Source organism: Pseudomonas sp. G7(2022), from assembly GCF_052660475.1.
The window spans coordinates 3,303,356-3,326,557 of sequence record NZ_CP109659.1; the positions used below are offsets into that span (position 1 = coordinate 3,303,356).

General features: G+C 60.4%; 22 protein-coding genes. 15 read left to right on the plus strand and 7 right to left on the minus strand.

Features of this window, described 5'->3' with window-relative positions; translation table 11 throughout:
- Positions 1-2 precede the first annotated feature (2 nt).
- Positions 3-827 (plus strand): iron uptake system protein EfeO, encoded by an 825-nt coding sequence (gene efeO, locus NE357_RS14810; protein WP_169430507.1) that lies wholly within the window; start codon positions 3-5, stop codon positions 825-827.
- Between the two features lie 148 nt (positions 828-975).
- Here the strand turns inward: efeO and pssA are convergent, their stop codons facing one another.
- Positions 976-2,319 (minus strand): CDP-diacylglycerol--serine O-phosphatidyltransferase, encoded by a 1,344-nt coding sequence (gene pssA, locus NE357_RS14815; protein ID WP_169430508.1) that lies wholly within the window; start codon positions 2,317-2,319, stop codon positions 976-978.
- A 170-nt stretch (positions 2,320-2,489) separates the two neighbouring features.
- On the opposite strand from pssA, the gene NE357_RS14820 reads away from it, so the two are divergent.
- From NE357_RS14820 to NE357_RS14835, 4 genes are all read left to right on the plus strand, one after another.
- On the plus strand, positions 2,490-3,056 hold the full coding sequence (locus tag NE357_RS14820) for a TetR/AcrR family transcriptional regulator (protein ID WP_007951264.1): 567 nt from the start codon (positions 2,490-2,492) through the stop codon (positions 3,054-3,056).
- A 53-nt stretch (positions 3,057-3,109) separates the two neighbouring features.
- Positions 3,110-3,589, plus strand: coding sequence for a nuclear transport factor 2 family protein (locus NE357_RS14825; RefSeq protein ID WP_007951263.1), 480 nt, complete (start codon positions 3,110-3,112; stop codon positions 3,587-3,589).
- 213 nt (positions 3,590-3,802) lie between these two features.
- Positions 3,803-4,324 carry a hypothetical protein gene (locus tag NE357_RS14830; protein ID WP_169430509.1) on the plus strand — a complete coding sequence of 174 codons (522 nt, stop codon included), beginning with the start codon at positions 3,803-3,805 and terminating at the stop codon, positions 4,322-4,324.
- A gap of 108 nt (positions 4,325-4,432) precedes the next feature.
- Positions 4,433-5,212 (plus strand): TSUP family transporter, encoded by a 780-nt coding sequence (locus NE357_RS14835; protein WP_169430510.1) that lies wholly within the window; start codon positions 4,433-4,435, stop codon positions 5,210-5,212.
- Here the strand turns inward: NE357_RS14835 and nudC are convergent.
- The 3 genes from nudC to NE357_RS14850 form a co-directional block, all read right to left on the minus strand.
- On the minus strand, positions 5,180-6,010 hold the full coding sequence (gene nudC, locus NE357_RS14840; RefSeq protein ID WP_169430511.1) for an NAD(+) diphosphatase: 831 nt from the start codon (positions 6,008-6,010) through the stop codon (positions 5,180-5,182). The genes NE357_RS14835 and nudC overlap by 33 nt on opposite strands.
- A gap of 6 nt (positions 6,011-6,016) precedes the next feature.
- Positions 6,017-6,829: a crotonase/enoyl-CoA hydratase family protein gene (locus NE357_RS14845; RefSeq protein WP_085709995.1), complete on the minus strand. Its 813-nt coding sequence runs from the start codon at positions 6,827-6,829 to the stop codon at positions 6,017-6,019.
- An 82-nt stretch (positions 6,830-6,911) separates the two neighbouring features.
- Positions 6,912-7,685: a class I SAM-dependent methyltransferase gene (locus NE357_RS14850; protein WP_169430512.1), complete on the minus strand. Its 774-nt coding sequence runs from the start codon at positions 7,683-7,685 to the stop codon at positions 6,912-6,914.
- A gap of 158 nt (positions 7,686-7,843) precedes the next feature.
- Here NE357_RS14850 and NE357_RS14855 point away from each other — a divergent pair, with 158 nt between their 5' ends.
- From NE357_RS14855 to NE357_RS14865, 3 genes are all read left to right on the plus strand, one after another.
- Complete coding sequence (locus tag NE357_RS14855) at positions 7,844-8,377, plus strand: tetratricopeptide repeat protein (RefSeq protein WP_169430513.1); 534 nt, start codon at positions 7,844-7,846, stop codon at positions 8,375-8,377.
- 62 nt (positions 8,378-8,439) lie between these two features.
- A complete protein-coding gene (locus NE357_RS14860; RefSeq protein WP_169432649.1) occupies positions 8,440-8,925 on the plus strand; it encodes an RNA polymerase sigma factor in 486 nt (161 codons plus the stop codon).
- Positions 8,922-9,677 carry an anti-sigma factor family protein gene (locus NE357_RS14865; RefSeq protein WP_169430514.1) on the plus strand — a complete coding sequence of 252 codons (756 nt, stop codon included), beginning with the start codon at positions 8,922-8,924 and terminating at the stop codon, positions 9,675-9,677. Before NE357_RS14860 ends, NE357_RS14865 begins: the two co-directional genes overlap by 4 nt.
- Here NE357_RS14865 and NE357_RS14870 read toward each other — a convergent pair.
- A complete protein-coding gene (locus NE357_RS14870; RefSeq protein ID WP_169430515.1) occupies positions 9,661-11,925 on the minus strand; it encodes a hypothetical protein in 2,265 nt (754 codons plus the stop codon). The genes NE357_RS14865 and NE357_RS14870 overlap by 17 nt on opposite strands.
- 222 nt (positions 11,926-12,147) lie before the next feature.
- Here NE357_RS14870 and pncA point away from each other — a divergent pair, with 222 nt between their 5' ends.
- The gene (gene pncA, locus NE357_RS14875) at positions 12,148-12,774 is read left to right on the plus strand and encodes a bifunctional nicotinamidase/pyrazinamidase (protein WP_169430516.1); all 627 of its coding nucleotides are present in this window, start codon (positions 12,148-12,150) and stop codon (positions 12,772-12,774) included.
- Positions 12,775-12,867: 93 nt separating this feature from the next.
- On the opposite strand, the gene NE357_RS14880 is transcribed toward pncA, so the two are convergent.
- Both NE357_RS14880 and NE357_RS14885 read right to left on the minus strand, forming a co-directional pair.
- Positions 12,868-14,169 (minus strand): ATP-binding protein, encoded by a 1,302-nt coding sequence (locus NE357_RS14880; RefSeq protein ID WP_169430517.1) that lies wholly within the window; start codon positions 14,167-14,169, stop codon positions 12,868-12,870.
- Positions 14,170-14,173: 4 nt separating this feature from the next.
- Positions 14,174-14,875 (minus strand): response regulator transcription factor, encoded by a 702-nt coding sequence (locus tag NE357_RS14885; protein WP_065261627.1) that lies wholly within the window; start codon positions 14,873-14,875, stop codon positions 14,174-14,176.
- Positions 14,876-15,078: 203 nt separating this feature from the next.
- Here NE357_RS14885 and NE357_RS14890 point away from each other — a divergent pair, with 203 nt between their 5' ends.
- The 6 genes from NE357_RS14890 (at position 15,079) to NE357_RS14915 (ending at position 23,150) form a co-directional block, all read left to right on the plus strand.
- Positions 15,079-16,236: an efflux RND transporter periplasmic adaptor subunit gene (locus NE357_RS14890; RefSeq protein WP_102718708.1), complete on the plus strand. Its 1,158-nt coding sequence runs from the start codon at positions 15,079-15,081 to the stop codon at positions 16,234-16,236.
- A gap of 15 nt (positions 16,237-16,251) precedes the next feature.
- The gene (locus NE357_RS14895) at positions 16,252-19,350 is read left to right on the plus strand and encodes an efflux RND transporter permease subunit (RefSeq protein WP_169430518.1); all 3,099 of its coding nucleotides are present in this window, start codon (positions 16,252-16,254) and stop codon (positions 19,348-19,350) included.
- Positions 19,351-19,428: 78 nt separating this feature from the next.
- Positions 19,429-20,070: a DUF1345 domain-containing protein gene (locus NE357_RS14900; RefSeq protein WP_169430519.1), complete on the plus strand. Its 642-nt coding sequence runs from the start codon at positions 19,429-19,431 to the stop codon at positions 20,068-20,070.
- A 151-nt stretch (positions 20,071-20,221) separates the two neighbouring features.
- Entirely contained in the window at positions 20,222-21,250 is a 1,029-nt protein-coding gene (locus NE357_RS14905) for a LacI family DNA-binding transcriptional regulator (protein ID WP_169430520.1), read from the plus strand.
- A gap of 105 nt (positions 21,251-21,355) precedes the next feature.
- Positions 21,356-22,138, plus strand: coding sequence for a sugar phosphate isomerase/epimerase family protein (locus NE357_RS14910; RefSeq protein WP_169430521.1), 783 nt, complete (start codon positions 21,356-21,358; stop codon positions 22,136-22,138).
- Positions 22,131-23,150: a sugar kinase gene (locus NE357_RS14915; protein ID WP_169430522.1), complete on the plus strand. Its 1,020-nt coding sequence runs from the start codon at positions 22,131-22,133 to the stop codon at positions 23,148-23,150. The genes NE357_RS14910 and NE357_RS14915 overlap by 8 nt, the downstream gene beginning before the upstream one ends.
- Positions 23,151-23,202: the final 52 nt, after the last annotated feature.

A 23,202-nucleotide genomic window follows, 5' to 3' on the forward strand; every position in this document is an offset into this window, starting at 1 on the left:
CCATGAAAAAGACGCCCATCGCGTTATTGCTGACCCTTGGTCTACTCAACACCCCGCTGTCGGCGTTCGCGGCGACCGCGCCGCTGGATCTGGTCGGGCCGGTTTCGGACTACAAGATCTACGTCACCGAGCAACTGGACCAACTGGGCACCCACACCAGGCAATTCACCGATGCCGTGAAAAAGGGCGACCTGGCCACCGCACAAAAGCTCTATGCGCCAACACGCGTCTACTACGAGTCGATCGAGCCGATTGCCGAGCTGTTCAGTGACCTCGATGCATCCATCGACTCCCGCGTCGACGACCACGAAAAAGGCGTGAAGGCTGAAGACTTCACCGGTTTTCACCGCCTCGAGTACTCGTTGTTCTCGGAAAAAAGCACCCAGGGCCTGAACGATCTGGCCGACAAGCTGGATAAAGACGTCCAGGACCTGCAGACCCGCGTCGCCGGCCTGACCTTCCCGCCCGAGAAAGTCGTCGGCGGTGCTGCCGCACTGCTGGAAGAAGTCGCCGCCACCAAGATCTCCGGTGAGGAAGACCGTTACAGCCACACCGATCTCTATGACTTCCAGGGCAACATCGACGGCGCGAAGAAAATCGTCGACCTGTTCCGTCCGCAGATCGAGAAGCAGGACAAGGCGTTTGCGGCCAAAGTCGACAAGAACTTCGCCACCGTGGACAAGATCCTGGCCAAGTACAAGACCAGGGACGGTGGTTTCGAGACTTACGACAAGGTGAAGGACAACGACCGCAAGGCGCTGGTGGGCCCGGTCAATACCCTGGCGGAAGACCTGTCGACGTTGCGTGGCAAGCTCGGTCTGAACTGAGACGTGTAGCGCCTGTTCTGCCGCCTTCGCGAGCAAGCCCGCTCCCACACAGGGTCTTTGTTGAACACAAAATTGTGCTCAGCGAAGATCAGTGTGGGAGCGGGCTTGCTCGCGAAGACATTTTTAGCGACGCTGAAAACTCTGTGCGTTAGAGGATGCGATAGAGCAACCGCTCGACCCGCACCCGGCTCACGCGCTTGAGGAACTTGGCCACCCCGGCCGGGTAGTCCGCCAAGGCTTCCAAGTCCTGGAATCGCTCGATCCGCGTGGTGTGTTCGAAGATGTTTTCCAGCTCAAGGCGGCGCGGTTCCAGCCACTCGCCTTTCGGGTCATCGATCAACAACGCGTTTTCCAGGTCGAGACGGAACGCCCGCGGGTTGAGGTTGTTGCCGGTCAGCAGCGTGTAGCGCTGGTCGATCCACATGCCCTTGAGGTGATAGCTGTTGTCGCCCTCACGCCACAGATGCAGGTTCAACTGGCCGCTGTCGATGTTGCGCTGATGGCGCTTGGCGAAACGGCGCAGGCTGATCTCGTAGAGATACGGCAGCGCGGCGATCACCTTGAATGGCTCGGTCGGCGGAATGTAGAAGTCGTTGGCGGTCTTGTCGCCGACAACGATATCGATCTTCACACCACGGGCCAGCGCCCGGTTGATCTCGCGGATCACCCCCAGCGGCAGGTTGAAGTACGGTGTGCAGATGGTCAGTTGCTTCTGGGCGCTGGCAATCAGTTCCAGAATCACCCGGTTCAGCGGATTGTTCTTGCCCACACCGAGCAACGGGCTGACCGTCAGGCCGGCATGCGCCGTGCTGCCGGCACTGGTGTCATACGCGGCGTATTTGAGACGGCTGCGCAGGTCGCCGATGTCGTTGCGCAGGCTGCGGGTGGTCGGCAGGTTCGGCAGGTCGAGGCGATGCACCGCTTTGGATTCGATCAGGCCGTGCTTGACCAGGTGGTGCATGGAGTCCGCCAATTCACGGTTCTGCAACACGTGATAACGGTCAAAGCGATACTTGTCGAACTTGTGCAGGTAGACGTTGTTCAGGCTGGCGCCGCTGTAGACCACGCAATCGTCGATCACGAAGCCCTTCAGGTGCAGCACGCCGAACAGCTCGCGGGTCTGCACCGGCACGCCATAAACCGGCACCACGCTCTGGTGGGTGCGGGTCATCTCCTGATACCAGGCGGCGTTGCCCGGTTGCTTGCCGGCACCGATCAAGCCGCGCTGGGCGCGCAGCCAGTCGACGACCACAACAATTTCAAGCTCGGGACGCTTGAGTTTGGCGGCGTGCAAGGCCTCGAGAATTTCCTGGCCGGCCTCATCGTTTTGCAGATAGAGCGCGACGAGGTAGATGCGCTGGGTCGCCTGGGCGATTTTCTCCAGCAGGCAACGGCGGAACTCGGCGGCACCGGACAGAATGGTCACGGCCTCGGCGGTCAGCGGAAAGCTGCGCAACTTGGGCAGCAGAGAGCGTTTGAAAAGCAACGGCATAGGGCTCGCAATGGGTCGAATCCGAAGAACCCGAGAGCTTACACCATCAACTCCTTCGGGTCTTCACGCCTGATTGATCGTTCCTACGTTCTGCGTGGGAATGCAGAGCGCGGGAACGATCGTAAAATAATTTCTTGACCAAGGAGAACGATCGTTCTACTGTTCATCACATGAACGAAATCACAAGCAACGACACGACCCGAGACATCATTCTGGATGTCACCGAAAAGTTGATCTACAAAAGTGGCATCGCGGCCACCGGCATGGATCTTCTGGTGAAAACCGCCGGTGTCTCCAGAAAGAGTATCTACCGCTACTTCGCCAACAAGGAGGAGTTGACCGTCGCCGCCCTGCAACGCCGCGACGTGCGCTGGATGCACTGGTACAGAAGCGCCGTCGATCAGGCCGAAACCCCGGCCGACCGCCTGCTCAACCTGTTTACCGTACTCAAGGGCTGGTTCGCCTCGGAAGGCTTTCGGGGCTGTGCCTTCATCAATACCAGTGGCGAAACCGGCGATCCCGAGGATCCGGTGCGCCTGGTCGCCAAAGACCACAAACAAAAGCTGCTCGACTACCTGTGCGAGCTGTGTACCGAACATGGTGCCGAGGACCCGCAGCTGTTGGCCAAGCAGCTGCTGATCCTGATTGACGGCGCCATTACCGTAGCGCTTGTGATGGGTGATCACAGTGCCGCCGATAATGCGCAATGCATGGCGCGAAAGTTATTGGACCTGTAACGCCTTAATAAGCCTGACAAGTTGTTTAACTGTTAATAGATCGGGAGACAAACATGTCTACTGCAGCCGAAGTTCGTCCGCCATTGCCACCGTTCAACCGTGAATCGGCCATTGAAAAAGTTCGTCTGGCCGAAGATGGCTGGAACTCCCGCGACCCGGAGCGCGTGTCGCTGGCCTACACCCTGGACACCAAATGGCGCAACCGCGCCGAATTCGCCAACAACCGCGAAGAAGCCAAAGGGTTCCTGACCCGCAAATGGGCCAAGGAACTGGATTACCGTCTGATCAAGGAGCTCTGGGCTTATTCCGACACCCGCATCGCCGTGCGTTACGCCTACGAATGGCACGACGACTCGGGCAACTGGTTCCGCTCCTACGGCAACGAGAACTGGGAATTCGACGAGCACGGCCTGATGTTCCAGCGTTACGCCTGCATCAACGACATGCCGATCAAGGAAAGCGAACGCAAGTTCCACTGGCCGCTGGGCCGACGCCCGGATGATCATCCGGGGTTGTCCGAGCTGGGTCTGTAATCACGGAGCCCGCCACTCACGATGGAAGCAGGGATGCTTCCATTTCGTGCTTTCCCCAAAACAACAATAGCCCATTGTTTTTATCGCAAAAGGTACTTATGGACTGTCAGTAATGACAGTAGCGACAACAGCAAATTCATCAAATCATTGTCATGCAGCCATATTTGGCCGAATTAACGGCCTCTCTATCGACCATGACAGTGAGCGACTGATATGACCCAGAAAAACATGGTTCCAAATGGTGATTTCAGCACAGGTGATTTCAGCGAATGGATTCCACAAGGTTACGACACACCGATGTCCGTCGAACGCCACAACGGTAGCTATGCCGCACGCTTGGTCGGTGGTAGAAACCAGGGGCAGAGTCTTGCAACAAAGACCTTTCACATTCAACCGGGAGTGTTCGCTTTCAGTTCCCGGATCCAGGCTCCCAATGCCGCCCCGTTGCAAGACACCAAGGATCGACGAATTCACATCCCGGTCCTCGGCAAAACCCCCAATCCAATGTTTCACGCGCACATCTACTGCACGCTCTGGACGACCAATCGCAACACTGGTGAGCATGAAGTATGGCCCGAAGTACGCTATGTCGATCCGCAAACAAGAACGCTGACGCTCAAAGGCACTATCCGGCCCGGTTACGAGTGGTTAAGTGTTCACTTCGCCATTCCCAACGATCCCTTTGGAAACAAAGGGCATTACCTCATCAGCAAAGTCTGGTTCTCGGTCGTGTAGCGACTTCCGTCCGAGCTCCACTTTATCGATGAGGATCCAAGTCGCGATGACCGGGTGTTACGGCTATGATGACCGCCCGCTCCTGCCCTGCCGAAATAAGCCGATTCCATGCCTTTCGATCTCAGCGTTGACCTCACTACCCTGGCCGTTCTGGCCCTTGTCGCTTTCATTGCCGGATTCATCGACGCCATCGCCGGCGGTGGCGGTCTGTTGACCACGCCTGCGCTGCTCACCGCCGGCCTGCCGCCGCACCTGGTGCTGGGCACCAACAAGTTGAGTTCGACCTTCGGTTCGGCCACCGCCAGTTTTACTTTCTACCGGCGCAAGCTGTTCCACCCAAGGCAATGGATGCACGCCATCATTGGCACGCTGGTCGGCGCCCTGACCGGCGCCATCGTCGCCCACTATCTGCCGGCGGAATGGCTGAACAAGATGCTGCCGGTAATCGTCTTCGCCTGCGGCCTGTACCTGTTGTTTGGCGGCACGCCGAAAGCGCCGCTGGACAGCGACGCACCGATCAAGAAAAAGTGGCAATCGACCCAGGGCTTCAGCCTCGGCTTCTACGACGGCGTGGCGGGTCCCGGCACTGGCGCGTTCTGGACCGTCAGCAGTCTGCTGCTGTACCCGATCGATCTGGTCAAGGCCAGCGGCGTGGCGCGCAGCATGAACTTCGTCAGCAACATTGCGGCGCTGTCGGTGTTCGTGTTTTCCGGGCAGGTGGACTGGATCATCGGCCTGAGCATGGGCCTGTCGGTGATGGTCGGCGCCTTCTTCGGGGCGCGCACCGCGATCAGCGGCGGCGCCAAGTTCATTCGTCCGGTGTTCATCACCGTGGTGCTGGGGTTGACCGTGCGTCTAGCCTGGCAGCACTGGTTCAGCATGGCCTAAACGCCGCGCTACATAGACGTCGATCAGGTAACGGGCAATCGATTTTGACGCCGGCAACGGCGGCAGATCGTGTACGTTGAACCACTGGGCGTCTTCGATCTCGTCTTCCTGACAGACAATCTCGCCACCGGCGTATTCGGCATGGAAGCCGAGCATCATCGAGTGTGGGAATGGCCAGCACTGGCTGCCCATGTACTGGATGTTCTTCACTTCGATGCTGACCTCTTCGCGTACTTCGCGGATCAGGCAATCCTCGGCGGATTCCCCAGGCTCCGCGAACCCGGCCAGCGTGCTGTAGACCCCGGTGACGAAACGCGGTGAGCGCGCCAGCAGGACTTCATCGCCACGGGTCACCAGCACGATCATGCTCGGCGAAATGCGCGGATAACTGCGCAGCTCGCACGGCTGACAATACATCGCCCGCTCCCGTGGCACCTGAGTCATGGCCTGACCGCAGTTGCCGCAGAACCGGTGTTCACGGGCCCAGGTGCCGATCTGTGCAGCATAGCCCAGCACTTTGTAGATCGTGTGATCGCCGTCGAGCATGAACGCCCGCAGCCCCTTCCAGTTACAACCCGACACCTCGCTGGTGTTGCGCAATTCCAGCAGGTAGACCGGCTCGCCATCGAGGTGGCCGATGCCGTGCTCGGCAAGGATCGACAAGTCCTGGCGCTTGAGCCATTCCCGGGGGAACAGCGCGCCGTTGTCATCGAACAGAAAACCCTCGGGGCTGCGCGCGACGGCCCAGCCGCCGGGTTGATCGGTGTCCAGTACTGCGGTGGTCCAGCGAGATGTCATGGTTTCTCAATCCAGAAATTCGGGTTTCTGTTTGCTCATATGGGCGGCCATGGCCACGCGCAAGTCGGTGGATTGCAACATGGCGGCGTTCCAGGTGGCAACGTACTCCAGACCATCGTCGATACGATGGTCGCGCATGTAGCTGATCATTTCCTTGGTGCCGGTGACCGCGATCGGCGACTTGCCGGCGATGTCCCGGGCAATGTCCATCACGCCTTCGATCAGGCTGTCCTTGTCGCTGTAGACGCGGTTGACCAGGCCGATGCTGCGCGCTTCTTCGGCGCCAAAGGTGCGACCGGTGTAAGCCAGTTCCCGCAGCATGCCGTCACCGATGATCCGTGGCAACCGTTGCAAAGTGCCTACATCGGCCGCCATGCCGATATCGATTTCTTTAATGGAGAATTGTGCATCTTCGGCGGCGTAGCGCATGTCGCAGGCCGCGATCAGATCGATGGCGCCGCCCAGGCAATAACCCTGAATCGCCGCCAGCACCGGTTTGCGGCAATTGTCGACAGCGTTGAACGAGGCTTGCAGGGTCAGAATCTTTTTGCGCAGCAGGCGTGCGTTGCGGCCGACGTCCTTGCCCAGCTCGTTGGCGACGCCGGCCAGCATCATCAGGTCGATACCCGAGGAAAAGTGTTTGCCGGCACCACTGAGCACCACCACCCGCACTTCGTCGGTGTCGTCGATCCACTGAAACACCTCGACGATTTCGCTCCAGAACGCGGCGTTCATCGAGTTGATTTTTTCCGGACGGTTGATCTGCACATGGGCGATGTTGTCGGCCAGTTCGACGCTGAAGGCGGTGTATTGAGTCATGGCAGAAATCCTTTACCGGGCTGAAAATGAGGCCCGAACTATAACAAGGCATCAGCACGGCGGTTCGGCCAAATGCGGGACTTTAGCCGTTCTTCACCGCGACGAAAGCGGCGGTCTCGTAAGGCACCGTCACCACCTCCCTGCCCCGCAGCTGCGGCTCGCCGGCAATCAGTTGAGCAATCTGCTCGTCGATCTTCGCGCGCTGTTGATCGTTCAACGCGGCAATGAAACTGGTGGATCGCACCCGGTTGAAAATCACATCTTCCGGCGAGCCGGTATGACCATGCTGAAAGTGCTGAGCCTGCAACGGCCCGAACGCCGGGTGTGGAAAGGCCTTGCGCCATTCGCCGGTGTAGAAGCGCGGCGTGTCGCCTTCCAACGCATTGACGATGGCGTCCAGCTTGGGCACCCAGTCGATCCGGGTGTCGCGCAGGTTCCAGATCAGGCCCAGTTTGCCGCCCGGCTTGAGCACCCGGGCGATTTCATCCAGCGCCTCGGTGCTGGCGAACCAGTGAAAGGCCTGCGCGCAGACGACGGCATCCACCGAGGCATCGGGCAGCGGCAAATCCCTTGCCGTACCGCTGACGGCCAACACCTGCGGCCAGGCCAGCGACAGCTTCTCCAGCATCTGCGCCACCGGCTCAACGGCAATCACCTGAGCACCGGTCGCCACCAATCGTCCGGTGAACTTGCCGGTGCCGGCGCCGAGGTCGATAACGGTCTTGTGGCCATCGAGGCCCAGTGTGCCCGTCAGCCATTCGGTAACGGCAGGCGGATAGTCGGGCCGGCCTTTGACGTAGGTGTCGGCGGCGGTTTTGTAGCCGCTGGCGGCCGAATGGTGAACCTGATCTTTCATGGCCAAACTCCCATGGTAGAACTGCAGATCGACGACGAACGCTGACCAGCATAGCGCCGGAAAAAGGGCTTTCCTTTAACAAAGCCTGACAAAGCAATGAATAAATGTTCACCCTGCGGTGTTCAAAGTGAAACATGACCCCCTGTGGAGCCTTGCCCATGACTATCCGTTCCGTTATGTTCGCCGCCCCGTTGCTGGTGGCCGCCGTTTTCGTGAGCCCCCTCGCCTTCGCCAATGGCGATGAAGAGGCGCCCGTTCAGAAACCCAACTGCCCCAAAGGCCAGGTGTTCGACACCAAAACGCAGAAGTGCGTGATGCAGACCAGCCATCTGGTGCCCGACGCCGACCGGACCGATTACGCCTACCGTCTGGCCAAGGCCGGCCGTTATGAAGAAGCCCTGGCCCTGCTCGATACGCTGGAACAACCGAACACCGCCAAGGCCCTCAACTATCGCGGTTATGCCACGCGCAAACTGGGGCGCACCGACGAAGGCATCGGCTATTACCTGCAATCGGTGAGGCTTGATCCGCAGTACGCGCAAGTCCGCGAGTACCTGGGCGAGGCTTATGTCATCAAGGGTCGCGTCGATCTGGCGCAGGAACAGTTGCAGCACATCCAGAAGATTTGCGGCACAACCTGCGAGGAATACCGAGACCTGGCCGAAGCCATCAACGATTCATCGAAAACCTGACACGACACGCGGAGGCGAACATTTTCAGCGATCAGGCCTTCAGAGCCGAACTCGGGCAACACCTGGCGCGCCTGTGGCGTTACGGCTTGCTGCTGTCGCGCAATCGGCACGTGGCCGAGGATCTGGTGCAAGCCACCTGCGTGCGGGCACTGGAGCGTGCCGGCCAGTACGTGGCCGGCACGCGCATGGATCGCTGGCTGCTGAGTATCCTGCATTCGATCTGGCTCAACGAAGTGCGCGCCCGCCGGGTGCGCCAGGGCCAGGGCGTGGCAGACGCCGACAGCCAGCTGACATTCGATGGCGAATACGCCGCGCAGACCCACGTCATGGCGGCGCAGGTGATCCGCCGGGTCGATGCGTTGCCCGAAACCCAGCGCGAGACGGTTTATCTGGCGTACGTCGAGGGCCTGTCCTACCGCGAAGTCGCCGAGATTCTGCAAGTACCGATCGGCACGGTCATGAGCCGCCTGGCCACCGCACGCCTGAAACTGGCCGAATACCCGCCGCTGCAAGCGGTACTGAACACCCCCGCAGGAGACCGGCAATGAATACGCCTTCCGACGAGCAACTGGTGGCGTATCTGGACGATGAACTGGACCGCGAACAGCGCAGCCACCTCGACAGTCTCATCGCCGACGATCCGCTCCTGAGCCTACGGGTGCAATGGCTGAGCCGCAGCAACCTGCCGTTCAAGACCGCCTATGACGAACTGGCGCAACAGGCGCCGCTCGATCGCTTGCAGGCCCGCCTCGATGCCGCGCCGTCACCGCAGAAGCCGGGTTTCAGCCGACGCTGGTTCATCGGCGCAGCGGCAGCGGGCGTGGCGCTCGCAGGTGTCGCGGCGGACCGCTTGTTCCTGGCCTGGCAAGCGCAGCAATCGCACAACTGGCGCGAACTGGTGGGCGATTACATGGCGTTGTACGTGCCGCAGACTCTCGAACACTTGCCCACCGATGAAGCCTCGCAACTGGCGCAGTTGCGAACCGTCGATGCGCGCCTGGGCGTGAGCCTGTCGCCCGCGAAACTGAAATTGCCCGGCGCCGTGTTCAAGCGTGCACAAATACTCGAATACGACGGCGTACCCATTGCGCAAATCGTTTATCAGGACGCCAGATACGGCCCGCTTGCGCTATGCGTGACGCGCTCGAACAGTGGCAGTCTTCCCGTGGAGCAGGAGCGTCGACACAAAATGAATGTGGTGTACTGGACCGTTCACGAACATGCATGGATGTTGATCGGATACAACCCGACATCCGAGCTTCATGGTTTCGCCCGAACCCTGATCAATATTCAACTTTGATCGTGTCGAGGGAGAACCAGTCTGCCTTCGGACAGACAATCCGGATGAACTTTATCCCCGATGCCTCATGCAAGACGCTTTGTGGCGTGCTGTAGGACGTGCCGAGAGACTTGCTTGCAAGCAGGGTTCCGTGCGCAGACAGATACTCCACGAAACTGTCTTCATAGTTACTGCTTAAATGCCAGAAACTGGCGCAGGAACAGGCATCTTTCAACTCCAGCTCGACGATCACCGGCTCCGGAGTATTACTGTCGCGACCGATACTCAACACCTGTCCTTCAACCCGCCCGGCGAACGATTGGCCGATATCGGCACGTGGCATGATCGCGCACTCGCCACTACCCGACACAAAATTGATAAGCAGGTTGGCGGTTTCCATGATGCCCCCCTTCGTCACCACTTGCGCGGGTGCCTGCGTGAAGTCCTCCAATACCATGGCCGGCAGGTTCAGAACCTTATACTCGCGGGTTTTGAAAACCACGGCGGAGCGCTCGTCGTGATGACCGTCAAATGCCACCTTCAGCTCCAGGACCACCTTGGTTTCCGGCTTGAATTTCAGCAATAGATCCCGCATCAGCGCATTGTCCAGACCGGCCTTTGTTTCTGGCTCCGTGACCGGAGCGCCGTTGGCAATCGTGATCTCATGGTCCTTGTCATCGTGTCCGACACCGCATAGACGAAACCAGCGTAACTGCCCCACAGCCATCCCTGGCCACGGTTTGCAGGTTGCCTGAGCGTGCCCTTTGAATGCGCCCAGTTCGAGCACTTCATCCAGAGCCTGTGGCAACCCCGGGGTTGGCAAGCGCCGATCGGCGTCTTCGATCCTGTGGACGGTGACCTCCCGCTCGCCCGATGGCTGCGAGCCTCCTGCCTGCAGCAACTCCCAACCCAGTGTCATCGTTCGGCCGTGATTGGCCGCAAGCACTTCAGGCCTGAGTACAAAATTGGCACGGTGATTCTTGTTGAAGTTGACCGCCTTGAACACCGGTGAGCCAAGCCCTGGAGCCCCTTTGACCAGCAGACGAGCCTGATCGCCGTCCTGGGCCTCAAGGTGCTCGACACGAACGGTCAGACCCTCGGGAAAGTCCAATGGATCAAACTGATCGCCAGTCCCGACGAGGGTTGGAGGCAACAGATCACTGGTGGCGCCGCCAATGATGCGGACGGTCAACGTCTCGGAACGATCCAGCGGTACACCACCACTTACCCGGGTATACCGGAATTTAGCCGTGCCGTCCGCGGCGGCAGTGAGATAATTGTTCGGTACCGAGAACGTGTACATGAACGGAATGTTCTTGACCGTCTCGACCAACGTCAATGACTGCACGTCACCGATCGCATCCTGAAAGCGGCAGTACAGGTGAATGTCGTCACCTTTCATCCAGTCGCGTGACACGTACACCTGCGCAGTCGCGGGCCCGCCGGCAAGCTTGTCGAGGTCGATCGTATCGGGGTCATCTTCGGCGTCGGCAGGGTCTTCACTGACAATCGGCGGGTCGTACCATTGCCCCAAAAGATTGACGTACAAAGGCAATGCGACCGAGTACGGATTGTCGGTGTCCGGACCGTTGCCAACACAATCGGTCACCGTGTACTTCAACGGAAAATCCGCCGCGTCGCCCGCTTCGATGAACGTCGCTTCCTGGATCCTGATCACCAAAGGCTCTCCGCTATCGACGTCGGCCTGGGTCACAAGCCGCGTCAGGATCACGCCGTTGCAATCAAGTTGCACTTTGTCGAAAGCTCTCATCAGCGGATAGGAAAGCGTGACAGCAACGCCTTCCCGTGCCCGTTCGGGATTGACGCCTTCATCGAGGACCACTTGCTCGACTTTCAGCTTCAGCTCCGAATGCCCCTCCTTCTCGGGAAAACGATCCACCAGCCCCGGACGTTTGTCATGGAACCAGACCTGCAACGGGTATGAAGTTTCAATCTCGACGCCGCCTCGTTCCAGGCTGTAGTCCAGCGTGTTAAGCCCGACCTTCAAAAATTTCACCGGAACATACAGGTCCGCTCGTTGGTTTTCCTCTCCGACGGGAATCGGTTTAGTTGCCACTACAACACCGTCAAGTCGTAAGACAAGCCTGTCATCCGCAACCATACCCGCCGAAGGCTCGATGAAAACCTTGACCCCCTCGGGATAGAGATAAGTCAGCGCCAACGGCAGTCCGGCATCGACCGGTTGCGGCGCGGACACCGGTTGTTTCATACCGGGAATACGAGGTTGAACGAGTGTAGGGACGGCCATCGTCTTCAGTCCTTTGCCAGCGGATCGAAAGGGATTGATCACTGCAGGATCGCGTTGCCTGCCATCAGATACCCATGCAGCGAAGGCCACAACTGTCATATCTGACAGGTGTTTTCTCGAAGAAAATGATCAAGAATTGCTGTTGAATTGCGCTCGCCCGATCAGGCGCACGAGGCAGGCTGTACTATGCTGGACCAGTGACTTTCCAAGTAAGGATTACCGATGTCTATCACGCCTCGTAGTGCATTGCTGGTCATCGATGTACAGAACGACTTCATTCCCGGCGGCCAATTGCCGGTGCCCGAGGGAGATCGGATAGTGCCGTTGGTCAACGATCTCGCCCGCCAGTTCAAACAGGTCGTGATCGCACAGGACTGGCACCCTGCCGGCCATGCGTCGTTCGCCTCCAGTCACCCCGGCCACAAGCCCTACGACGTGATTCAACTGCCCTACGGCGAACAGACCCTGTGGCCGGATCATTGCGTGCAGGCCACCCGGGGTGCCGAACTCCACCCGGAATTGAACCTGCCCCATGCGCAACTGATCATCCGCAAGGGCTGCAACCCGGACATCGACAGCTATTCGGCGTTTCTGGAAGCGGACCGCGTCACAACCACAGGTCTGGCGGGTTATCTGAAGGAGCGCGGCATCGACACGGTGTACATGGTCGGCCTGGCGCTGGATTTCTGCGTGATGTTCTCCGCGCTGGATGCACGGGCCGCGGGGTTCAATGCGTTTGTGGTGCTGGATGCATGCCGGGCGATTGATCTGAACGGCTCGCTGACGGCGGCGATCGAGCGGATGCAAGTGGCGGGGGTCGGCCTGATCCATTCCACTGAACTGCTTTGACTGACGCCTGTTATCTCACGCTGATCGCTGTGCACTAATCGTTCCCACGTCGAGGCCTCGAACCTTTTGCGTGGGAACGATCATCAACGAGCGCTAAACGGGGGTTGGTAGCCACAGCCTGAACCGCGCCCCGCCCAACGGCGAACCTTCCACCGTCAACGTCCCGCCCTGGGCTTCCAGCGCCCGACGGCTGATTGCCAACCCCAGTCCAAACCCGCCGGTCGCCCGATCCCGGCTGCGATCCAGCCGATAGAATGGCTCGAATATCCGCTCCCGCTCGTCTTCCGGAATGCCGATCCCGTCGTCATCCACCCAGATCTCACAGCCCTTCGGGCAAACCTGCACACCGATCTGAATGCGCTTTTCGCAGTAACGCATGGCGTTACGCAACAGGTTCTGAATTGCACGGGCGGTCAGGCGTGGATCAAGGGAAAAACGTTCCAGCTGATTATGCAGCAGCACATCGATGACGATTTCCGGTGATTCCAGCTCTTCGTCGACGCTGCCCAGAATGCTGTCGATGAACTCGTCCAGCGACACTTCGACCTGCTCCGGCAACTTCGCCGGATTCTGCAGGCGGCTGTAGGACAGCAACTCCAGCACCAGCTCATCCAGTTCGCGGATGTGCGCGACCAGCCCTTGCAGGCGTTCGCGGCTGGCTTGCGGCAAGTCATCGGACAGCGCCAGCGCCAGGCCGAAGTCCAGGCGGGTCAGCGGCGTGCGCAATTCGTGGGACACGGCGTTGAGCAAGTCCCGCTGCTGGTTGAGCAGGTTTTCGATGTCGCCGGCCATGGTGTCGAACACGTTGGCCAGGCTGCCGATGTTGGAGCTCGGGCCAATCTGCGTGCGCTCGCTCAAATGGCCCTTGCCGAAACGTTCGGCCGTGCCCTTGAGGCGTTCCAGGTCGCGCCAGTGCGGACGAAACCAGAGCAACAGGCACGCCAGCAGACTCGCGCCGATCAGCACGTTGATGCTCCAGTACAACAGGTTCACGTCCATCGGATCCGGCGGGACCACCATTTGCACGGCCACCTGGTCGTTCAGCGGCGTCACCGCCAGCGTACGCCAGCCCCAGTCGCCGATGCGCACCACGTTTTCGCCACGACGCAGGCGCTCTTGTTCGATCGGGGTGAAATCGGCGTTATCGATACGGGCGAGGACGATGTGCAGCGGCTGGAAATCCTTGTCCATCGACGCCGCAACCGCCGGCCACTGATCCTGCGGCACGGCGCGAAACTGCTTGGTGATCAGCGATTGCAGGCCACGGGAATAATCGAGGTTGTAGGTGACGAACCGCTGCTTGAACGCCATCACCACCAGATCCGGCACCAGATAGATCGCCGCGCTGTAGGAAACGATCGTCACCAGATAGAGGCGAAACAGGATTCTGAACATCGAATCAGCATTCCCACTCGGAACGGCTGAACAGATAACCCTTGCCCCACACGGTCTTGATCTTGCGCGCTTCGCCCGCGTGGTCGTCGAACTTGCGTCGCAGCTTGGAAATCGCCACATCCACCGAGCGGTCGGTGCCGTTGAACTCTATGCCGCGCAGGCGTTGCAGAATCTGGTCGCGACTCAGCACTTCACCGGCATGACGGGCCAGCACCACCAGCAGGTTGTATTCGCCGCTGGACAGTTCAACCGGCTGATCGCGCCAGGTCACCGTGCGCTCCGACAGGTCGATGCACAGGTTGCCCATCAGGATGCGGTCGTTGGCGGTCATCGGCTCGCCGAGGCTGCTGCGACGCAGCAAGGTGCGTACCCGCGCCAGCAAAACCCGTGGTTCGCAGGGTTTGGTCACGTAATCGTCGGCGCCCATTTCCAGGCCCAGCACCTGATCGTGGCTGTCGTCGCGGGCGGTCAGCATCAAAATCGGCAGCGTCGCCGAGTCTGCGCGCAGCAGGCGACAGACCTGCAAGCCGTCGAGGCCCGGCAGCATCAGGTCGAGAATCACCAGGTCCGGCGGATTGAGCCGCGCCCGTTCGCGCACATGGTCGCCTCGGCCGATCACGCTGACGGAATAGCCGTTGCGCTCGAGATAGCTGGAGATCAGTTCGGCGAGGGCGGTGTCGTCTTCGACCAGGAGGATGTTGGGCATTGATGATCCAGAAAGTGCTGTGGCGACTGGCTTGCCCGCGAAGGCGGCATATCTGTCGCAATAAATTTCAAGGCGTAAAGGATATACGCCCTCACTCGTCCCTGAGCAAAACCCTTACACAATTTCACACAGCACCTACAAAGCTTCACCGCTACCCTCTGCGACTGTCCGTAGGATGCGCAGATCAATATTGGGGGTTGTACATGTCGAAGAATCTGCTGGCCGGGCTCGGCCTGATCGCATTAGCGCTGACGCTGAGTGCCTGTGATAAATCCTCGAACGCCGAGGAACAGGCGCCGCCGGCCACCGTGCGGATCGAAACCCTTGAGGCGCGCCCCCTGTCGATCAGCAGCGAACTGAGCGGGCGGATTGCCGCCCCGCGCATCGCCGAAGTCCGCGCCCGGGTCGCCGGCGTGGTGCTGCAACGCACCTACCGCGAAGGCAGCGACGTGAAAAAAGGCGACGTGCTGTTCCGCATCGATCCGGCACCGTTCAAGGCTGACCTCGATAGCGCCGAAGCGGCCCTGCGCAAGGCCGAGGCCAACGCGTTCCAGGCGAAGTTGCAGGAGCAGCGCTACGCCCAGTTGATCGACGACAAGGCCATCAGCGCTCAGGACTACGACAACGCCCGCGCCAACGCCCGGCAGACCGCCGCCGACGTGGCCGCCAACAAGGCTGCCGTCGAGCGCGCCAAACTGAATCTCGGTTACGCCACCGTCACCGCGCCGATCTCCGGGCGCGTCGGGCGTGCCCTGGTGACTGAAGGCGCACTGGTCGGCCAGAACGAAACCACGCCCATGGCGCTGATCCAGCAGTTGAACCCGATCCACGCCGACCTCACCCAGTCGACCCGTGAATTGAATGAGCTGCGCCGGGCGTTCCGTTCCGGTCAGTTGCAGCAGGTCGGCCAGGATCAGGTCAAGGCCACGTTGATCCAGGACGACGGCAGCCTCTATCCGCTGCCGGGCAAACTGCTGTTCAGTGACATCACGGTCGATCCGGGCACCGGGCAGATCATCCTGCGCAGCGAATTCCCCAACCCGGACCTCGATCTGTTGCCCGGCAGCTACGTTCGCGTGCGTCTGGAGCAAGGCGTGATCCAGCATGGCCTGACCGTGCCGCAGCGCGCGGTACAACGTGACAGCGCCGGTGTGGCGCAGGTCCTGACGGTCGACGACCAGATGCGCGTCGCGCAGCAGCCAGTGCAGCTCGGCGCGGTACAGAACGACCGCTGGATCGTCACCGGCGGCCTCAAGCCCGGCGACCGCATTGTCATCGAAGGCCTGCAACACGCCCGTCCGGGCGAAGTGGTGCAGATCGACGACACCCCTCTTCCACTTGCCCAGACCTCTGGTCAGTAAGCAGGACGCTCTTCTATGCCGCAGTTCTTTATCGACCGCCCGGTGTTCGCCTGGGTCGTCGCGTTGTTCATCCTGTTGGCCGGTGCGCTGGCCATCCCGCAATTGCCGGTGGCTCAATACCCCGACGTCGCGCCGCCGCAGATCGAAATCTATGCCGTGTACCCGGGCGCCTCGGCGCAGACCGTCGATGAGAGCGTCGTCAGCCTGATCGAGGAAGAACTCAACGGCGCCGATCACCTGCTGTATTTCGAATCGCAAAGCAGCCTCGGCAGCGCCACGATCAAGGCGACGTTCCAACCAGGCACCAACCCGGAGCTGGCCCAGGTCGACGTGCAGAACCGCCTCAAGGTGGTCGAGTCGCGCCTGCCGCAAGCGGTGAACCAGCAAGGTTTGCAGGTGGAGAAAGTCTCCGCCGGTTTCCTGCTGCTCATCACCCTGACCTCCAGCGACGGCAAGCTCGACGACGTGGCGCTCAGCGATTACCTGGCGCGCAACGTGATGAACGAGATCAAGCGCATCGACGGCGTCGGCAAGGCCCAGTTGTACGGCGCCGAGCGGGCGATGCGGATCTGGGTAGATCCGCAGAAGCTGATTGGTTTCAATCTGACGCCCGCGGACGTCAACGCCGCCATCGTCGCGCAGAACGCTCAGGTCTCGGCGGGCAGCATCGGTGATTTGCCAAATCCGAGCAGTCAGGAAATCACCGCGACGATTCTGGTCAAGGGTCAGCTTTCGACGCCGGAAGAGTTCGCCGATATCGTGCTCAAGGCCAACCCCGACGGCTCCACCGTGCGCATCAAGGATGTGGCTCGGGTCGAGATCGGCAGCCAGGAATACCAGTTCGGCACCCGCCTGAACGGCAAGCCGTCCACCGCCGTCGGCGTGCAACTGTCGCCGGGCGCCAATGCCCTCAGCACCGCGACCTTGATCCGGGCGAAGATGGATGAACTGTCGCGTTATTTCCCGGCGGGCGTGGAATACAAGATTCCCTACGACACGTCGCCGTTCGTGAAGGTCTCGATCACCAAAGTGGTCTACACCCTGGGCGAAGCGATGTTGCTGGTGTTTGCGGTGATGTTCCTGTTCCTGCAGAACATCCGCTATACCCTGATTCCGACGCTGGTGGTGCCGGTGGCGCTCATGGGCACCTTCGCGACCATGCTCGCGCTGGGTTTCTCGATCAACGTGCTGACCATGTTCGGCATGGTGCTGGCCATCGGCATTCTGGTGGACGACGCCATCGTAGTGGTGGAGAACGTCGAACGGATCATGGCCACCGAAGGCTTGTCACCCAAGGAGGCGACACGCAAGGCGATGACCCAGATCACCGGCGCGATCATCGGCATCACGCTGGTGCTGGTGGCAGTGTTCATTCCGATGGCGTTCATGCAGGGCTCGGTGGGCGTCATCTATCGCCAGTTCTCGCTGTCGATGGCGACTTCGATCCTGTTCTCGGCATTCCTCGCCCTGACCTTGACCCCGGCACTGTGCGCCACTTTGCTCAAGCCGATTGCCAAGGGTGAGCATCACGAGAAAACCGGTTTCTTCGGCTGGTTCAACCGCCGCTTCGAGCAACTGACGGATCGTTATCAGGGATGGGTCGGCTACGCGCTGAAACGCACCGGTCGTTATCTGCTGATCTACGTTGTGTTGCTGGTGGGTCTGGGCCTGTGCTTTGCGCGCCTGCCCTCCTCGTTCCTGCCGGTCGAGGATCAGGGTTACACCATCACCGACATTCAACTGCCACCCGGTGCGAGCAAGAACCGCACAGTGCAGGTGGTCGAGCAGATCGAAGCGCACAACGCCAGCGAACCGGGCGTGGGCGACAGCACGGTGATTCTCGGATTCAGTTTTTCTGGCAGCGGGCAGAACGCCGCGCTGGCGTTCACTACGCTCAAGGACTGGTCGCAGCGTGGTAGCGACGACTCGGCGAGCTCGATTGCCGACCGCGCCAACATTGCCCTGAGCCAGATCAAGGACGCGGTGGCCTTCGCCGTACTGCCGCCGCCGGTGGATGGCCTCGGCACGTCCAGCGGCTTTGAGTTCCGCCTGCAGGATCGTGGCGGCCTCGGTCATGCGACCTTGATGGAAGCGCGCACCCAACTGCTGGACGCCGCCGAAAAAAGCCCGATCCTGATGAACGTGCGTGAAAGTGCCCTGGCCGAAGCGCCGCAAGTGCAGCTGGAAGTGGACCGCAAGCAGGCCAACGCACTGGGCATCTCGTTCGCCGACGTCGGCAACGTGCTGTCCACCGCCATCGGTTCTTCGTACGTCAACGACTTCCCCAATCAGGGGCGGATGCAACGGGTGGTCGTGCAGGCTGAAGGCGATCGCCGCAGTCAGGTCGATGACCTGCTGAAAATGCACGTGCGCAACGACGCCGGGAAAATGGTGCCACTGTCGGCGTTTGTCCGGGCCACCTGGACTCAAGGCCCGGCGCAGCTGACCCGTTACAACGGCTACCCGGCGATCTCGATTTCCGGCGAACCAAAACCCGGCCACAGCACCGGCGAAGCCATGGCGGAAATCGAAAGGCTGGTTGCCCAAGGGCCGAAAGGCCTGGGGCAGGAATGGACAGGGCTGTCGCTGCAGGAACGTTTGTCCGGCAGTCAGGCACCGATTCTGCTCGGGCTGTCGCTGTTGATCGTGTTCCTGTGTCTGGCGGCGTTGTACGAGAGCTGGTCGATTCCGACTTCCGTGCTGCTCGTCGTACCGCTCGGTGTTCTCGGCGCGGTGCTGGCGGTGACCTTGCGCGGGATGCCCAACGATGTGTTCTTCAAGGTCGGCCTGATCACCATCATCGGTCTGTCGGCGAAAAACGCGATCCTGATCATCGAGTTTGCCAAAAGCCTGTATGACGAAGGTCACGATCTGATTGATGCCACATTGCAAGCGGCGCGTCTGCGGTTGCGGCCGATTGTGATGACTTCGCTGGCGTTCATTCTGGGCGTGGTACCCCTGGCGATTGCCACGGGCGCGAGTTCGGCGAGCCAGCAAGCCATCGGTACCGGGGTGATTGGCGGGATGATTACGGCGACGCTGGCGGTGATTTTCGTGCCGGTATTCTTTGTGGTGGTGATCAAGCTTGTGCGCAGGTTCGCCAAGCCTGATTGATTGACCGGTTCCGGCGCGGTGGCCACAGGTCGCCGCGCTGGGCTAAGGTGTCTGCACACCCTGGCCCATCGAGTTCCCATGCGCTTCCTCGCCCGCACCCACCCTCGCCTTTCCGCCGCCGCATTATTCGGTCTTGCCGTCGGCCTGCTGGTCCCTGCCGACTCCGTCATCAGCAAAACCCTCATTGGCTGGAACGCCGGCGTCTGGACCTATCTGCTCCTGATGTTCTGGCTGACAGCTCGCGCGAAAGCACCGGACGTCAGACGCATCGCCGAAGTCGAGGACGAGAACGCCGGACTGGTGTTGTTCGTGGTGTGTATCGCGGCGCTGGCCAGTCTGGCGGCCATCACCCTGGAACTGGTCGGCAGCAAGGATCTGCAAACTTCCCACAAGCTCCTGCACTACGGCTTTACCGCGTTGACGGTGATTGGCTCATGGTTGCTGATCGGGGTCATTTTCAGTGTCCACTACGCCAGGCTGTTTTATACCTGGGACGGCAAGGAGCCGGCGCTGCGTTTTGCCGAAGGCCTGACAACGCCCAACTATTGGGACTTTCTGTACTTCTCGTTCACCATCGGCGTCGCTGTGCAGACGGCGGATGTCGGCGTGGCCACCCGAGAAATACGCAAGATCGTGCTGGCACAGTCGTTGATCGGCTTTGTATTCAACACTGCCATTCTCGGGTTCTCGATCAACATTGCGGCCGGGCTGTTCGGCTGATGTCTAGCTCATCCTCGAGCGCCACTTGTCGGTGACTTAGGGTTTTCCTCCGATCATTCACTTGACGATCCAATCGCTTCTGGTGTTTCCTGAAACCGGTTTCAGATACAGATAATCTGACCTGACAAATCCAATAACAAGGTTTCAGACCGTGAACGATTTCTCCGCCGCCCAGCGCAGCCGCGTCACCATGCTCGACGTCGCCGAACACGCTGGCGTGTCCAAGGCCAGCGTCTCGCGCTTTATCGGCGATGACCGCGCCCTGCTCTCCGATGCCATTGCCCAGCGCATCGAGCAGGCGATTGCCGAACTCGGCTACCGTCCCAATCAAATGGCCCGAGGCCTGAAACGCGGGCGCACCCGCCTGATCGGCATGCTGGTGGCCGATATTCGCAACCCCTATTCGATTGCCGTGATGCACGGCGTGGAAACCGCCTGCCGCCGGCACGGTTACAGCCTGGTGGTGTGCAACACCGATCGCGATGACGAGCAGGAACGCCAGCATCTGGCGCTGTTGCGCTCGTACAACATCGAAGGGCTGATCGTGAACACCTTGGGCCACCACCGGGATGAACTGGATGAGCTGAAGCGGGAAATGCCGCTGGTGCTGGTGGATCGCAAGGTCGATGGGCTCGACAGCGACATGGCCGGGCTGAATAACCCGCAAGCCATCGAGATGGCGCTCGAACATCTTCAGCAACGCGGCTATCGCGATGTACTGCTGGTGACTGAACCCTATGACGGCACCAGCTCGCGGGTCGAGCGGGTCAGCGGTTTTCAGCAGCAGATTGGCCAGCGCGAGGACATCCGTGGCGCTGTACTGGAAACCGGCCCGAGTCTTGCCAAAGACCTTCAAACCTTTTTAAACACACCTGATTCGGGCCCTAAAGCCCTGTTCTGCGCCAATGGCGTGGCGGCGCTGGCTTGCACCCTGGCCTTGCGCGAGATCGGCTGCCGCTTGTTCGAGGATGTCGGGCTGATCGCGCTGGATGATCTGGATTGGTATCCATTGGTGGGCAGCGGGATTACGGCCCTCGCCCAGCCAACCGCCGAGATTGGGGCACAGGCATTTGAATGCTTGCTCAAGCGCTTGCGTGGGGATGATGAAGCGGCGCGGACGCTGGATTTTGCACCGTTGCTCATTGAGCGCGGTTCGACCCGTGGATTTTGTGGTGACTGACATGGCCTCTTCGCGGGCAAGCCCGCGAAGGGACCCGAAAGAGCAATGCACAACTTGATGATTTTTTTTGAACAAAAATGAAACCGGTTTCAGAGGTAGATAACAATGAATAAACCCGCCGTTTCCATCAGCCTTTCCAGCTACGGCGCCGACCTTGTGCGCCGCCGTGGTCAAGGCTCTTTCATCGAGGTGTTGGCCGCTGCCGGTGCCCATCGCATCGAATGGCGCGAAGAACTGCTGACCATCGAAGTCCCCGAACAACTCGCCGCCGCCACACAAGCCGAAGGCCTGCAAAGTATCTATTCCTCGCCCACCGAACTGTGGCTGGCCGGCCAGTCGCGGCCCAATCCCGAACTCATCACTGCACTGCAAAACGCTGAAGCGTTCGGATCGAAGTGGCTGAAGGTTTCCCTTGGTTTCTTCACCGACAACAACGATCTGCAGGCGCTGGGGCAAATCCTCGCGCAGAGCCCGGTGCAACTGCTGGTGGAGAACGATCAGACCTTGCACGGCGGTCGCATCGAACCGTTCCAGCGCTTTTTCGCCGCCGTCGAGCAACACAACTTGCCAATCAAGATGACCTTCGACATCGGCAACTGGCAGTGGCAGGACCAGTCCGCCACCAGTGCCGCTCGACTGCTGGGCCGCCACGTCGGTTACGTGCATTGCAAAGCCGTGGCCCGCCGCGCCGACGGCAAACTGGTAGCGGTTCCGCCGGCCGCCACCGACCTGCATCTGTGGGAACAACTGCTGCGGCACATGGCCCAAGGGGTCATGCGCGCCGCCGAATACCCGTTGCAGGGCGACGACCTGGTGCAATTGACCACCGAACACGTTGCCGCCCTCGCCTGCCTCGGCCAATCCCGCCTGGAGCCTGCTCATGTCTGAGATCGATATTCTGTCGTTCGGCGAAACCATGGCCATGTTTGTTGCCGAACAGAGCGGTGATCTGGCATTCGTCGATCAGTTCCACAGGCGGATTGCCGGGGCGGACAGCAATGTGGCCATCGGTTTGTCCCGGTTGGGTTTCAACGTTGCGTGGCTGAGCCGTGTCGGTGCCGATTCCCTGGGACGATTTGTCGTCGAAACCCTGGCCCGCGAAGGTCTGGATTGCAGCCATGTCGAAGTGGACAACGCGCACCCGACCGGTTTCCAGCTCAAGTCGCGCAACGATGACGGCAGCGATCCGACGGTCGAGTACTTCCGTCGCGGCTCGGCGGCCAGTCATCTGTCATCGAAGTCGATCACCCCGACGCTGCTGGGCGCGCGACATCTGCACGCCACCGGCATTCCGCCAGCGCTGTCGGCGTCGGCCCGGGAAATGTCCCATGAACTGATGACCCGCATGCGCAACACCGGGCGCAGCGTGTCATTCGACCCGAACCTGCGCCCGAGCCTGTGGGCCAGCGAACGGGAGATGATCACCGAAATCAACCGCCTCGCCGCCCTCGCCCATTGGGTGTTGCCGGGGCTGAGCGAAGGTCGCTTGCTCACCGGGTTTGAAGATCCGGCGGACATCGCCGCGTTTTATCTGGATCAGGGTGCCGAAGCCGTGGCGATCAAACTCGGGCCGCAGGGTGCGTATTACCGCACGCACCTGGATCAGGGGTTTGTTGCCGGTGTGCCGGTCGAAACCGTGGTCGATACGGTCGGTGCCGGAGATGGATTTGCGGTGGGGATGATCAGTGCCCTGCTGGAGCACCAGAGCTTTCCCGAAGCCGTCAGACGCGCCAACTGGATTGGCAGCCGGGCGGTGCAGAGCCGTGGCGACATGGAGGGTTTGCCGACCCGATCCGAACTTTCGGCTGAACTGGAGGCCGTCAATCGCGAGCAGGCTCGCTCCCACACTGGATCGGGTTCCAACTCAGCCCCCTTGTGGGAGCGAGCCTGCTCGCGATAGGGCCAGTACAAACAACCGATTAATTGAACCTGCTGCGACAAAAACAACAAGC

Excerpts from the sequence above, each read along its gene's own strand:
- NE357_RS14870 (WP_169430515.1), bottom strand. The coding sequence starts at position 11,925 with ATGGCCGTCCCTACACTCGTTCAACCTCGTATTCCCGGTATGAAACAA.
- efeO (WP_169430507.1), top strand. The coding sequence starts at position 3 with ATGAAAAAGACGCCCATCGCGTTATTGCTGACCCTTGGTCTACTCAAC.
- NE357_RS14890 (WP_102718708.1), top strand. The coding sequence starts at position 15,079 with ATGTCGAAGAATCTGCTGGCCGGGCTCGGCCTGATCGCATTAGCGCTG.
- NE357_RS14865 (WP_169430514.1), top strand. The coding sequence starts at position 8,922 with ATGAATACGCCTTCCGACGAGCAACTGGTGGCGTATCTGGACGATGAA.
- pncA (WP_169430516.1), top strand. The coding sequence starts at position 12,148 with ATGTCTATCACGCCTCGTAGTGCATTGCTGGTCATCGATGTACAGAAC.
- pssA (WP_169430508.1), bottom strand. The coding sequence starts at position 2,319 with ATGCCGTTGCTTTTCAAACGCTCTCTGCTGCCCAAGTTGCGCAGCTTT.
- nudC (WP_169430511.1), bottom strand. The coding sequence starts at position 6,010 with ATGACATCTCGCTGGACCACCGCAGTACTGGACACCGATCAACCCGGC.
- NE357_RS14850 (WP_169430512.1), bottom strand. The coding sequence starts at position 7,685 with ATGAAAGATCAGGTTCACCATTCGGCCGCCAGCGGCTACAAAACCGCC.
- NE357_RS14885 (WP_065261627.1), bottom strand. The coding sequence starts at position 14,875 with ATGCCCAACATCCTCCTGGTCGAAGACGACACCGCCCTCGCCGAACTG.
- NE357_RS14820 (WP_007951264.1), top strand. The coding sequence starts at position 2,490 with ATGAACGAAATCACAAGCAACGACACGACCCGAGACATCATTCTGGAT.
- NE357_RS14830 (WP_169430509.1), top strand. The coding sequence starts at position 3,803 with ATGACCCAGAAAAACATGGTTCCAAATGGTGATTTCAGCACAGGTGAT.
- NE357_RS14880 (WP_169430517.1), bottom strand. The coding sequence starts at position 14,169 with ATGTTCAGAATCCTGTTTCGCCTCTATCTGGTGACGATCGTTTCCTAC.
- NE357_RS14835 (WP_169430510.1), top strand. The coding sequence starts at position 4,433 with ATGCCTTTCGATCTCAGCGTTGACCTCACTACCCTGGCCGTTCTGGCC.
- NE357_RS14900 (WP_169430519.1), top strand. The coding sequence starts at position 19,429 with ATGCGCTTCCTCGCCCGCACCCACCCTCGCCTTTCCGCCGCCGCATTA.
- NE357_RS14855 (WP_169430513.1), top strand. The coding sequence starts at position 7,844 with ATGACTATCCGTTCCGTTATGTTCGCCGCCCCGTTGCTGGTGGCCGCC.
- NE357_RS14915 (WP_169430522.1), top strand. The coding sequence starts at position 22,131 with ATGTCTGAGATCGATATTCTGTCGTTCGGCGAAACCATGGCCATGTTT.
- NE357_RS14895 (WP_169430518.1), top strand. The coding sequence starts at position 16,252 with ATGCCGCAGTTCTTTATCGACCGCCCGGTGTTCGCCTGGGTCGTCGCG.
- NE357_RS14825 (WP_007951263.1), top strand. The coding sequence starts at position 3,110 with ATGTCTACTGCAGCCGAAGTTCGTCCGCCATTGCCACCGTTCAACCGT.
- NE357_RS14910 (WP_169430521.1), top strand. The coding sequence starts at position 21,356 with ATGAATAAACCCGCCGTTTCCATCAGCCTTTCCAGCTACGGCGCCGAC.
- NE357_RS14845 (WP_085709995.1), bottom strand. The coding sequence starts at position 6,829 with ATGACTCAATACACCGCCTTCAGCGTCGAACTGGCCGACAACATCGCC.